The following is a 13331-nucleotide window of genomic DNA, read 5'->3' on the forward strand; positions in this document are numbered from 1 at the left end:
TCAGAATTATCATTTATCATCCATCAATTATAAAAAGAACAGTGGCAAAAAGAACAACAAATCGCCCCCAGAAAAGACTCACTTTTATAGACATTATAAAAGGAAACTTTCTGAATCGTGATGAGATCAAAATACATTATAAGTATTTTCTCCTGTTGTTTATCCTGATGATGGCTATGATTTACAGTAACCATCTCGTCAATAAAAAAATTAAAATTGTAAACGCCTTAAAGGAAGAAACAGAAGAATACAAATCGAGAAATGCTTACGCCCAGAGTAAGCTGATCAAAGTAAAAATGGAATCAGAGCTGGGGAAAGAGGTTGCGCGGGACTCTTTAATGACCCTCGAAAACCACCCTCATAAATTGCTAATAAAACTGGACAGTACAGATGCAAAAGCAAAATGAATACGACAATAAACGTAAAAAAACGTTACGATGGGGCTACCTCTTTGCAGTGGTAGCTTTGTGCGTGTTTGTAATGTTCTTGGCAAGGATTGTAATTCTTCAGAATACCAATGTCCAGGAAATTAAAGACGATTACATCAACAAAAATTATCGTGAAGCCACTTTAAAGGCTGCCCGCGGTAATTTATTTGCCTCCGATGGATCTATTTTGGCCACAACCGTAATGCGCTATGACATCTATCTTGACTTCAAAACGATGAAAGATACGATTTACACTAACAACATTGGAGCATTAACGGACTCTCTGAGCAAAATGTTCGGAAAATCCAGAGGAGAGTTCAGACAAAAATTTGACGAGCAGAAGAAAAAGAAAAATCAATATTATACCTTGGTAAAAGGACTTGATTTTGACCAATACGACAGAATCAGGAACTTCCCAATCTTTAAAAGAGGTAAAAACAAAGGAGGTTTTATTGTAGACAGAAACTACAAAAGAGAGCTTGCCACCTCAGAAATTGGTGCCGGAACCATTGGTATGGATAATGGAGACCTTAAATCCGGACTGGAAGGAGCTTTCTCAAAGCATTTGACTGGTACTGACGGGAAAAGATTAGAACAAAGAATAAACTCTTCCCAATGGAAACCTATTGATTTCTGGAAAGTTCAGGAACCCATTGACGGAGAAGATGTATATACAACTCTAGATCTTAGAATTCAGGACATAGCACACTCCGCTTTACAGAAACAGCTAATCCATTACGAAGCCAAACACGGAACCGTAGTGGTGATGGAAGTAGAAACTGGAAAGGTACGTGCTTTGGTTAACCTAAGAAGAAATGAATCAGGAGAATACGAAGACTCTTACAACTATGCGTTAAAAGATAATATTGAACCGGGATCCACTTTCAAAACCATTTCGCTTTTAGCGGCAATGGATGATGGATTCATCGATGAAAATACAACCGTAAACGTAGGAAACGGCGTTTGGACATACGCAAAGCAGAGAATTTCTGATGGCCACGGTGGAGGAACTTATGATATCAGTGATGTATTAGCAAAATCCAGTAACGTAGGAACAGCAAAACTCATCACAAAATTCTATGCTGAAAAACCACAGATCTTCCTTGACCATTTGAAACGTTGGAAATTATTCGATAAAATGGACATCGAACTTCCGGGGATCACAAAACCGAAGATTTTAACACCACAAAATAAAAGATGGAATGCAGCAACATTAGCTTCTATTTCATTCGGATACTCTTCCAATGTTAACCTGCTTCAGCTGGCAACATTCTACAATGGGGTGGCTAACGGAGGTAAAATGCTTAAGCCGTTATTCATTGATAAGATCATGAAAGACGGAAAGGTAATGTACACTGCAAAACCTGAAGTAATGGTCAACAAAATGGCATCTGAGAAAGCCATCAAAATGATGACCAATGCCTTAACTAAAGCTGTAGAAAAAGGAACAGGACGAAGCATCTTCACTCCCAACCTTAAAATGGCAGGAAAAACAGGAACCGCAAGATTTGAATACTGGCTTCCTGGCCCAATGAAGTACCGTGCATCATTCGCAGGGTTTTACCCAGCTGATGCTCCAAAATATACATGTTATGTGATGGTAAGCGAACCTAATACATCCATTGGATTCTACGGAGGACCTGTAGCAGCACCAGTGTTTAAGGAAATAGCAGGAAAAACCTTCCTGAAAACACCACAAAACATTGAAAAAGAAATGCTCGTAGACAAAAAAGTAAACCTGAGTAAAATGGTTGAACCTAATGTAAAAGTAGCAGTCAATGATAAGCAAATGCCCAATGTCGTAGGATTAATCGGTAAAAATGTCATCCCGCAATTGGAAAACTTGGGATACCGTGTCGATTTTAAAGGAGTTGGAAGAATTAAAGAACAGTTCCCATTAGAAGGCACAACCATCAGTAAGAACCAGAGAATATATTTATCTCTACAGAATTAAAAAAACAGAGTCCCGAAGGGACGGCTTAACAAAAAATAGGATAAAGTCCTATTGATATAAAATGATAATAACAGAATTAGTAAACAGAATCCCAGTAATAGAAATCCACGGTGACAACAACCGTGAGGTATCAGAATTGGTATTCGACAGCAGAAAGGTTACAGAAAACTCTCTTTACATTGCGGTAAGAGGAACAGTGGTGGATGGACATTCATTCATAACATCTTCTATTGAAAAAGGAGCAACAGCAATTGTTTGCGAAGAATTCCCTGAAACGCTGGCAGAAAACGTAACTTATATAAAAGTGAAAGACTCTGCTAAAGCTTTAGGTCACCTTGCTTCTAACTTCTACGGAAATCCGTCTAGAAAACTGAAACTGATCGGAGTTACAGGAACCAATGGAAAAACCTCTGTTTCTACACTGCTTTTTGATGTTTTCAGAAATTTAGGATATGATTCTGCTTTATTATCAACCGTTGAAATTAGAATTGGAGAAGAAATTATCCCAGCTACTCATACCACTCCGGATGTTATTACCATCAACAAAATATTAGCTGAAGCAGTTGAAAAAGGATGTGAATTTGCCTTCATGGAAGTAAGTTCCCATGGAATTGCCCAAAACAGAATTGAAGGATTGCACTTCAAAGTAGCAGGATTCACCAATCTTACCCACGATCATTTAGACTATCACAAGACATTCGAAGAATATTTAAAAACGAAAAAAAGATTCTTTGATGACTTAGAAGATACGGCTGTAGCCATCACCAATGTGGATGACAAAAATGGGAATGTCATGCTTCAGAATACAAAGGCTAAAAAGAAGTCTTACGCTTTGAAAACAATGGCAGACTACCACGGAAAATTACTGGAAGTGGATTTCAACGGAATGCTGCTGAACTTCAACGGAAAAGAATTCTGGACAACATTAACAGGTAAATTCAATGTATACAACCTATTGCTTGTATTTGGAATTGCAGAAGAACTTGGTTTTGAACAGAACGAAATCCTGCAAGCCATCAGTAAGTTAAAAAGAGTTTCCGGAAGATTTGAAACGATGAAGTCAGACGGTGGGATTTTCTTTATTGTAGACTATGCACACACACCGGATGCCTTAGAAAACATTCTGGACAGCATCAACGATATCAGAACCAAAAACGAAAGATTAATCACCGTTTTCGGTTGCGGAGGAGATAGAGACCACTCCAAAAGACCTGAAATGGGAAATATTGCCTCTAAAAAATCAACATTGGCAATCATTACTTCAGATAACCCGAGAACAGAAGATCCGGGGCAGATTATAAAGGAAATTGAAGCAGGTGTTGAACCTCAGTATTTCAGCAAATACACTTCAATCCCGGACAGAAAAGAAGCCATAAAAATGGCCATAAAGTTTGCAGAACCTAAAGATATTATTCTCGTAGCTGGAAAAGGCCACGAAAATTATCAGGAGATAAATGGTGTAAAACATCATTTTGATGACAAAGAAGTAATTAATGAGCTTTGGAAATTAATGTCCAAGTAAATTGAAAGATTGAATTCATTGAAAGATTTAAAAATTTGATTATGACTAATAATTTTGAAAATTTTCCAGTATATATCAAAAGTTTAGATCTTATTGAAAAAGTTTATTCATTTCTTCAAAGTCAAAATTTTGAAAAAGAATTTGAATTTAATAACCAGATAAAAAGAGCGAGTTTTTCAATTAGCAACAATATTGCGGAAGGCTCAGAATATAACAATAACAGACAATTTATTAGATATTTAAAAATTGCAAAAGGCAGCTGTGCTGAAGTAAGAAGCATGCTGATTGTAAGCAGAAGATTAAAATTAGGTGACCAAAATAAAGCAGAAGAAATCATTACCCTTTCGAGAGAAATTTCTTCAAACATATCAAACTTTATTAAGTATTTAAGTGAAAATATTGAGAAACCCAATCTTTAAATCTTTAAATAAATTAAATTTTTAAATAATAAAAAACAGAAACATGCTATACTATCTATACGAATATCTAACCGACCATGGAATTCACGTTCCGGGATTAGGATTGTTGAAATACATTTCCTTTCGTGCCGGAATGGCGGTATTGTTCTCTTTAATTATTGCTCTTGTTTATGGAAAAAGAGTCATTAATTACCTGAGAACAAAACAAATGGGCGAGTTAGTCCGTGATCTTGGATTAGACGGTCAGAAGCAAAAAGAAGGAACTCCTACCATGGGAGGGCTTATCATTATTTTGGCAACCATTATTCCTGTATTGTTGTTCACAAGAATTACCAACGTATATATTGTGTTACTGTTGGTTTCAATGTTCTGGATGGGAGCCATCGGATTCCTGGATGATTATTTAAAGAAAATCAAGAAAAATAAAGACGGACTAAGTGGTAAATTCAAAATTGTAGGACAGGTTGGTTTAGGCTTAATTGTCGGAATTACAATGTATTTCCACCCGGACATTACCGTTAAGAGAAAATATGCTGATGCAAAAGTAGTGAACAGAAACAATGTAGAGCAGAATTTCATGCCTACAGAGAAAATCACAGTTTCTACAGTACCTTTTGCAAAGAACAATGAATTCGATTATAGCGGAATCCTGTTTTGGATGAATGAAAAAGATGCCCACGAATGGGCATGGATTGTCTTTATCCCTATCGTTATCTTTATTGTAACGGCTGTTTCGAACGGAGCCAATATAACGGATGGAATAGACGGTCTCGCAGCAGGAACCAGTGCCATAATACTGCTCACCCTTGCCCTTTTCGCCTATCTTTCAGGGAACATCATCTTTGCAGACTATCTCAATATCATGTTCCTTCCGAATATGGGAGAAACCACCATTTTCGCAGTCGCAATGGTAGGAGCTGTAATTGGATTTTTCTGGTACAACACCTATCCTGCCCAGGTTTTCATGGGAGACACAGGAAGTTTAATGCTGGGAGGAGTTATTGCCGTGTTAGCGATTATTTTAAGAAAAGAATTATTGATTCCTGTTTTATGTGGAATCTTTTTGATCGAAAACCTGTCTGTAATGCTTCAGGTAATCGTTTTCAAATACAGAAAGAAAAAATACGGGCTGGAATATGCCCAAAACAATAGACTATTCAAAATGTCACCATTACACCACCATTATCAGAAAGATGGATTTCACGAAAGTAAAATCGTAAACAGAATGATTATCATTGGAGTAATACTCGCAATTGTTTGTCTGATCACCTTAAAAATGAGATAACCCTTAATTTAAAAATTAAAAGATGGAGTCTTTTAATCATTAAATCGAAATAATATGAAAATAGTTGTTTTAGGAGGAGGAGAAAGCGGATGTGGAGCTGCTTATTTGGCTAAAAAGAAAGGTCTGGAAGTATTTCTTTCAGATAAAGGAGCCATTAAAGATAACTATAAGCAGTTTCTTACCGAAAATGGAATTGAATTTGAAGAAGGAAACCACGATGAAGAAAGGATTTTAAATGCTGACTGGATCGTAAAAAGCCCGGGAATCCCGAAAAAAGCTGAGATCATCAATAAAATTCATGAAAAAGGAATAAGACTTTCCTCAGAAATTGAATTTGCTTCTGAATTTACAGATGCTAAGATCATTGCCATTACAGGAAGCAACGGAAAAACCACCACCACTTCCCTGATCTATTATATCCTGAAAAATGATGGATTAAATGTAGGTTTAGGAGGAAACATAGGCTACAGCTTTGCAAAACAGGTTGCTGATGAAAACCACGAATATTATGTGCTGGAAGTAAGTTCTTTCCAGTTAGATGATATTCAGAACTTCAGACCTTATATTTCTTTATTGTTGAACCTGTCTCAGGATCACCTGGATCAGTATAATTACAACTATGAGGAATATGCTTTGGCTAAATTCAGAATTACTGAAAATCAGGAAAATGATAATTTTTTCATCTACAACAAAGATGATGAAATGAGCAAAAACCTGCTTGAAAAATTAGAAATAAAAGCGAAGATGATTCCTTTCTCCACAAAGGAACAGCTTCCTGAAGGAGGTTTTGTGAATGACGATCAGATTGTGGTAAAAATGAAGGATGAATTCTCAATGAAAGTTGAGGAATTATCCCTACTTGGAAACCATAATGTTGCCAATAGCTTAGCTGCATCTATTGCCGGTAAGATATTGAAAATAAATAACGAAAGCATAAGACATTCATTAATGACATTCCAGGCTGTAGAACACAGATTGGAGTTCGTAACTGAGACAGAGGGTGTAAAATACATCAATGACAGTAAGGCAACCAATGTGAATGCCACTTACTACGCTTTGGAAAGTATGAAAACCCCAACTGTATGGATCGTTGGCGGATTAGATAAAGGAAATGACTATACCGAAATTGAAGATTTAGTCAAAAGAAAAGTAAAGGCAATTGTTTGTCTTGGAATTGATAATAAGAAGATTATAAATTTCTTTAAAGATAAAAAAGAGTTCATCTATGATACTTCAAGCATGGAAGAAGCCGTGAAAATATCAAAATCACTGGCTAAAAAAGGAGATACCGTTCTGCTTTCCCCATGCTGTGCAAGCTTTGATTTATTCAAAAGCTATGAAGACAGAGGACGCCAGTTTAAAGAACAGGTATTAAAAGCCAATGGCAATTAGCCAAAAGCCAATAACATTAATTATGGACGAGCAGAATACAGAAAGCAGATTTGAATTTCTAAAGGGCGATAAAGTACTTTGGATGGTCATTCTTGTGATCTCCATTTTCTCTATTTTCCCAGTTTACTCTGCAAGTTCAAACCTGGAATATATTGTGAATAACGGGACCACAACAGGTCACGTTATCAAGCACATGTTTTTTGTAGTTCTGGGATTGGCCATTATGCGGCTTGTAGGAACTATAAAATATGAATACATCGGAAAGCTCAGCAGTATTCTGCTTGGCCTGATGATCGTATTATTGGTAGTTACTATGTTTACTGGCCAGACCATTGACGGAGCCAGTGCTTCCCGATGGCTGAAAATTCCGGGAACACCTATCTCATTCCAGCCGTCATCATTTGCCTTCCTGATGTTGATTATCTATTTATGCAGATACTTAACCAAGAAGATTACAAGAGAAAGACTTCCGATAGAGAATATCATGTATATTTTCGGGCCTATTCTTCTTGTTTTTGTACTGGTGGCAAAAGACAACGGTTCTACCGCATTAATGATTTTGATGGTTTCGGTGGTTGTTCTGATTATCGGACAGCTTCACTGGAAATACATTGCAGGCTTTATTTCAGCCTCGTTTGTAGCCATCGTATTCTTTCTGTTGATTGCACTGAACACCAATATGATCGGCGGAAACCGTGTGCACACATGGATGAGTCGTATTGAAACATTTACATCAAGCAAAGCCAAATCAGCAGATACTGATGATGAAAGTGTAAAAGCCAAGAATTATCAGGTAATGCAGGCAAAAGCCGCTATCGTACACGGTGGAATTACCGGAATGGGACCAGGAAAAAGTGCATTAAAGCAAATGCTGCCACAATCTGCCTCCGACTTTATCTTCGCCGTTATCGTAGAAGAATATGGAGTAATCGGAGCAGCCTTCCTGATCAGTCTGTATCTGATTATGATGATACGGATCGTAATGATAGCGAGTAAAATGCCAGCCTTCTTCGGATCGTTGCTGGTGCTCAGTCTCGGGGTAATGATTTTCATACAGCTATCGGTAAACATAGCCGTTGCTGTGAATCTGATCCCAGTAACAGGGCAGCCACTACCCTTGATAAGTTATGGAGGAACCTCAATGCTGGTGACCTATTTACAGTTAGGAATTATCTTAAATATAAGCTCCAGAATCCAGATTTACGATGAAGAAGGAATGGGCAAAAAACAAAGCATAGCAGAAATAAACGATATCGCATAAACCAAGTCCTAAAGGGACGATTTAACAAACAATCGGACGCAGTCCTATTATATTAGACAATGAACAAAAAATTAAAAGTATTACTATCAGGTGGAGGAACAGGAGGACACATCTTCCCTGCCATCGCCATCGCTGATGAGATCAAGAAAAGATTTCCTGATGCAGAATTTTTGTTCATTGGGGCCAACGGAAAAATGGAAATGGAAAAAGTTCCACAAGCAGGCTACAAAATTGAAGGAATTGATATCGCTGGAATCGACAGAGGAAACCTATTATCCAATTTAGGACTTCCTTTCAAGATTATAAAAAGTTTAAGCAGATCAAAAACGATCATCAAAGACTTTAAACCGGATGTTGCGATAGGAACAGGAGGATTTGCAAGCGGACCCGCTTTATATGAAGCTACCAAATTGGGAGTTCCTGTTTTTATTCAGGAGCAGAACGCTCATGCAGGAGTAACTAATAAAATTTTAAGTAAAGCTGCTAAAGCTATATTTACAGCCTATCCCAAAGTAGCAGGCTTCCCAGCAGAAAAGATAAAATTTCTGGGAAACCCTATCCGTTCTGTTATTATTTCAGGGATGCAGGATACAGCTCAGGCAAAACAAAAAATGGGATTAAATAAAGATAAGCTTACCATTTTATCAGTAGGTGGATCTTTAGGCTCCAGAACATTAAACAATGCATGGAAATCTCATTTAAAACAAATTGTAGACAAAGAATATCAGCTGATCTGGCAGACAGGAAAGCTTGATTATAAAGATATTTTAGAAGAAACAAAAGATATTGATACCAGAAATATTCAGATCCGTGAATTTATCAAAGACATGGAACTGGCCTATTCTGCAGCAGATATCATTGTTTCAAGAGCCGGAGCCATTGCCATTTCAGAGTTGGCTGTAGCACAGAAACCGGTATTGTTGGTTCCTTTCCCTTTTGCAGCGGAAGACCATCAAACCAAAAATGCCATGAATCTGGTTGAAAAAAATGCAGCCAGAATGGTAAAAGACTCTGAAATGCAGGAAAAATTCTGGAATACACTATCAGAAATCTGCGAAAATGAAAGCGTAAGAAAAGAAATGTCCGACAATCTTGAGTATTTTGCTAAGCCAGATGCCACAAAAGAGATTGTAGATGAGATATTTAAAGTGATTAATAGATAAAGGAAAAATGAAGAATTTAGAAACATATCAAAACTTTTACTTCGTGGGAATCGGGGGTATAGGAATGAGTGCACTAGCACGCTATTTCCATGCGTCCGGAAAAAAAGTATTGGGTTACGATAAAACCAACACCAAGCTTACCCAAAATCTGATGCAAGAAGGAATTGATATTGTTTTCGAAGATCTCATTGACGAAAGAATTACATCCCTTCAAAAAGAAGATACATTGGTAATTTATACTCCTGCTATTAAAACGCTTGGAATATTAGATTACTTCAACCAAAATCAGTTTGAAGTATTGAAACGTGCCAAAGTTTTAGGATTAATCACTGAAAATACAGACTGCATCGCTGTAGCTGGAACTCACGGAAAGACTACTACATCTACCCTGGTTTCTCACTTATGCAAAGAAGCCAACCTTCCGTTCTCATGCTTTTTAGGAGGCATTTCTGAAAACTTTAAGTCAAACTTCCTGTATAACGGTTCCACGTATTCAGTGGTGGAAGCAGATGAATATGACAGAAGCTTCCTGAACCTATCTCCGGATTGGGCAGTAGTCACTTCAACCGATGCAGACCATTTGGATATTTATGGGGATAAAAGCCATATTGAAGAAGGTTTCAGACAATTTGCAGCCTTAGTTCCGGAAGATAAACAACTATTCGTAAGAAAAGGAATTGAAATCGGAAGAGCACATCAGACGTATGCTGTAAATGAAAAAGCTGACTACTATTCAGATAACCTGAGAATGGATCATGATAAGATTTATTTTGACTTCCATACCCCTACAGAAACTATAAAAGATTTTGTTTGGGAAATTCCGGGGATTCATAATGTGGAAAATGCTACAGTTGCATTAGCAATTTTGCACAATTTGGGCGTAGATTTTGATACGCTGAAAAAAGCAATTGCCAATTTTAAGGGAATTAAGAGAAGATATACCAAGCACTTTTATGAAAATGGTAAAATTTATATAGACGATTATGCGCACCATCCAACAGAAATCAATGCTGTGATGGGTTCTATCAAAACATTTTATCCCGATAAAAAGCTATTGGTAGTCTTCCAGCCGCACCTGTTTAGCAGAACAAGAGATTTTGCAGATGGATTTGCAGAAAGCCTAAGCAATGCAAACGAATTGATCTTATTGGATATTTATCCAGCAAGAGAGCTTCAGGAAAATTTTGAAGGAATCACTTCAAAATGGCTGTTGGAAAAAGTAACATTAGACAAAAAAGAAGCATCCACTTTATCCGATGCTTTTGAAAAGATAAAAGAAAAAGATTTTGACATCCTTCTCACCGTAGGAGCCGGAAATATAGATACCCTATATGACCCAATCTGTGAATGGATAGAGAAAATTTAAGTTAAACGTAGTGTGCACTAAGAAAGAATAAAATTTATTCACAAAGGTGTTTAAAGAAAAATATGAAAAATAAGTACAGAATATTAAAAATTGTTATCACGGTAATCATCCTTGGATTGTTACTGAGTTTCTCATTGAAGAGATTCGGTGGTCAAAAGATTACGGATAATAAGATTTCTGTAAAAATGAATGAAAAAACGCCTGTTTACTTTGTTGATGAAAAAGACATCAGAGAAATTGTAAAAAAGGAAAACCCATCAGGGAAAGTAGGAGACCTGAACATTCCGGCTTTGGAAAAAAAGATCAACTCACTTCCGGCTGTTGACAGTGCCAATGTTTATCTGAACCTAAATGGTAAATTGAATCTGGATATCAAACAGAGAGTTCCGGTATTCAGACTTAACAAGGATGGAAAAGACTTTTATGTAGATGAAAAAGGAATTGAATTTCCTATTTCAAGAACCTATTCTCATCCTTGTATGCTGGTAACAGGGAATGTACAACCGGATGAATATGAAAAACTGGCAGAATTAGTTGGAAAAATTGATCACGATGATTTCAGCAAGAAGTTCTTCATTGGAATTTCAAAAAGTAAAGACAGCTACAATCTCCTTACCAGCGAAGGAAATTACAGAGTGGAAATTGGAGATCTGGAGAATATTGATTTTAAAGTAAAAGGGTTTAAAACTTTTGTAGAAAAATACCTGGTCTATCAGGATCCTCAAAAGTACAATATGGTTTCTGTAAAATATCAGAACCAGATTGTAACCACTCTAAACCCACACTTTAAGGAAAACGACAGTATCCTGAAAGCTGGTAAATTAGAAATGGCAAAAGCTCCTTTACTCACTGCTGCTGCTAAAAAGGCGGATGTAAAGCCAAAAATTGCAGAAGTAAAAAAGACAAGCTCACCTCCGGCAAAACCGAAAGAGGGCACAAAGCCTAAACCAAAGGCAAAGGAAACAAAGAAAACAGAGAAAAAAACAACGGCCCCGGCACAGTCCAAACCAAAGCCGAAACCAAAGGTGAAAATAGAATAAAAAAAAGTCTCAAAAAGGCAATTTAACACAAAACAGGACTTGGCCCTGTATGGAAAAAGTAGAAAAAATCAAATCGATATAAAAAATGGAAAATCAAGAGTATTCAGTAGGTCTGGACATCGGGACAACGAAGATAGTCGCGATTGTCGGAAGAAGGAATGCACACGGGAAAATAGAAGTTCTCGGTGTAGGAAAAGCTAAAAGTCTTGGTGTTCATAAAGGTATTGTGAATAATATTTCACAGACAATTAATTCAATCAAGGCTGCAGTATCCGAGGCACAATCCAGTGCCGGGGTTCCTATCCGCAAAGTTACGGTAGGTATTGCAGGAAAACACATCCGTTCTCTGCAGCACTCCGATTATATTATGCGTGAACATCCGGATAAATTCATCACAGATGATGATATTGAAGCATTAAAAGATCAGGTCAAGAAACTGGTTATGCTTCCTGGAGAAGAAATTATCCATGTACTTCCACAAGAATATAAAGTGGATTCCGAAGGCGAAATTCAAGAGCCCGTCGGAATGCACGGAAAACGTTTAGAAGCTAACTTCCACGTTGTAGTCGGGCAAATGGGAAGCATCAGAAATATTGCAAGATGCGTTCGTGAAGCCGGATTAGAAATGGAAGCCCTTACTTTAGAACCATTAGCCTCTTCAGAAGCTGTTCTTACCAAAGAAGAGAAGGAAGCCGGAGTCGCTATTGTAGACATCGGAGGGGGAACTACAGATATTGCGATCTTCAAAGACAATATCATCCGTCATACCTGCGTAATCCCTTACGGAGGAGGAATTATTACGGAAGATATTAAAGAAGGTTGCTCCATTATTGAAAAACATGCTGAACAATTGAAAGTAAAATTCGGTTCGGCTGTTCCAGAATTGGAAAAAGACAGTACTTTTGTAACAATTCCGGGACTTCACGGGCGTCCAGATAAAGAAATTTCTTTAAAAACCCTTGCTCAGATCATCAATGCAAGAGTAGAAGAAGTTTTAGAGATGGTGAATACCGAACTTAAAGCTTACGGAGCCTTTGAACAAAAGAAAAAACTGATTGCCGGAATTGTTCTTACAGGTGGTGGATCAAACCTTAAGCATCTTAGACAGCTGGCCAACTATACCACAGGTTTTGACAGCAGAATCGGTTTCGCAAATGAATATATTGCCAACGATAAAAATCAGTACCTGAAAGGCCCTGAATTTGCTACGTCTATTGGGTTACTGATGGAAAGTTTGAAGATCAGAGACAAAAAACAGACTGTTGATGATATAGAAGAAGTTGTAAAAGAGCAGACTAAGCCCGAAGCAGCTCCTGTACAGGCAGAAACTGTTCAGCCCGTTCAGCAGACTGCAGCTCCGGTTCAGGAGAAATCGGTGGCTGATGAAAGACAGGAAAACAGAAAAGCGAAATTGACCTTCGGACAGTCGCTTATGGAAAAAGTAAAAAAATTCTTTGAAGAAGTAGAGTAAATTATAAATGATGAATGATAAGCGATAAAC

The 13331-nt window shown here is 37.4% G+C and carries 11 protein-coding genes; all 11 read left to right on the forward strand.

Going from position 1 to position 13331, the window contains the following annotated elements:
* The first annotated feature begins 41 nt into the window (after positions 1-41).
* The 11 genes from M2372_RS18270 (at position 42) to ftsA (ending at position 13301) form a co-directional block, all read left to right on the forward strand.
* Complete coding sequence (locus M2372_RS18270) at positions 42-407, forward strand: FtsL-like putative cell division protein (protein ID WP_027372881.1); 366 nt, start codon at positions 42-44, stop codon at positions 405-407.
* Positions 391-2382: a penicillin-binding transpeptidase domain-containing protein gene (locus M2372_RS18275; protein ID WP_115972055.1), complete on the forward strand. Its 1992-nt coding sequence runs from the start codon at positions 391-393 to the stop codon at positions 2380-2382. Before M2372_RS18270 ends, M2372_RS18275 begins: the two co-directional genes overlap by 17 nt.
* Positions 2383-2443: 61 nt before the next feature.
* Entirely contained in the window at positions 2444-3904 is a 1461-nt protein-coding gene (locus M2372_RS18280; RefSeq protein ID WP_123320175.1) for a UDP-N-acetylmuramoyl-L-alanyl-D-glutamate--2,6-diaminopimelate ligase, read from the forward strand.
* Between the two features lie 41 nt (positions 3905-3945).
* Positions 3946-4323, forward strand: coding sequence for a four helix bundle protein (locus M2372_RS18285; RefSeq protein WP_123320176.1), 378 nt, complete (start codon positions 3946-3948; stop codon positions 4321-4323).
* A 43-nt stretch (positions 4324-4366) separates the two neighbouring features.
* Positions 4367-5608 (forward strand): phospho-N-acetylmuramoyl-pentapeptide-transferase, encoded by a 1242-nt coding sequence (gene mraY / locus M2372_RS18290; protein WP_123320177.1) that lies wholly within the window; start codon positions 4367-4369, stop codon positions 5606-5608.
* A 54-nt stretch (positions 5609-5662) separates the two neighbouring features.
* Positions 5663-7000: a UDP-N-acetylmuramoyl-L-alanine--D-glutamate ligase gene (gene murD, locus M2372_RS18295; RefSeq protein WP_123320178.1), complete on the forward strand. Its 1338-nt coding sequence runs from the start codon at positions 5663-5665 to the stop codon at positions 6998-7000.
* 22 nt (positions 7001-7022) lie between these two features.
* Positions 7023-8261, forward strand: coding sequence for an FtsW/RodA/SpoVE family cell cycle protein (locus tag M2372_RS18300; protein ID WP_115972110.1), 1239 nt, complete (start codon positions 7023-7025; stop codon positions 8259-8261).
* A 59-nt stretch (positions 8262-8320) separates the two neighbouring features.
* Positions 8321-9424, forward strand: a complete 1104-nt coding sequence (murG, locus tag M2372_RS18305) for an undecaprenyldiphospho-muramoylpentapeptide beta-N-acetylglucosaminyltransferase (RefSeq protein ID WP_123320179.1) — start codon at positions 8321-8323, stop codon at positions 9422-9424.
* A gap of 7 nt (positions 9425-9431) precedes the next feature.
* Positions 9432-10790, forward strand: coding sequence for a UDP-N-acetylmuramate--L-alanine ligase (gene murC / locus M2372_RS18310; protein ID WP_123320180.1), 1359 nt, complete (start codon positions 9432-9434; stop codon positions 10788-10790).
* Between the two features lie 62 nt (positions 10791-10852).
* Entirely contained in the window at positions 10853-11830 is a 978-nt protein-coding gene (locus tag M2372_RS18315) for a cell division protein FtsQ/DivIB (protein ID WP_123320181.1), read from the forward strand.
* 85 nt (positions 11831-11915) lie between these two features.
* Positions 11916-13301, forward strand: coding sequence for a cell division protein FtsA (gene ftsA, locus M2372_RS18320; RefSeq protein ID WP_115972063.1), 1386 nt, complete (start codon positions 11916-11918; stop codon positions 13299-13301).
* The last annotated feature ends 30 nt before the right edge of the window (positions 13302-13331 follow it).

This window comes from Chryseobacterium sp. BIGb0232, from assembly GCF_024810195.1.
Classification (GTDB): domain Bacteria; phylum Bacteroidota; class Bacteroidia; order Flavobacteriales; family Weeksellaceae; genus Chryseobacterium; species Chryseobacterium pennae.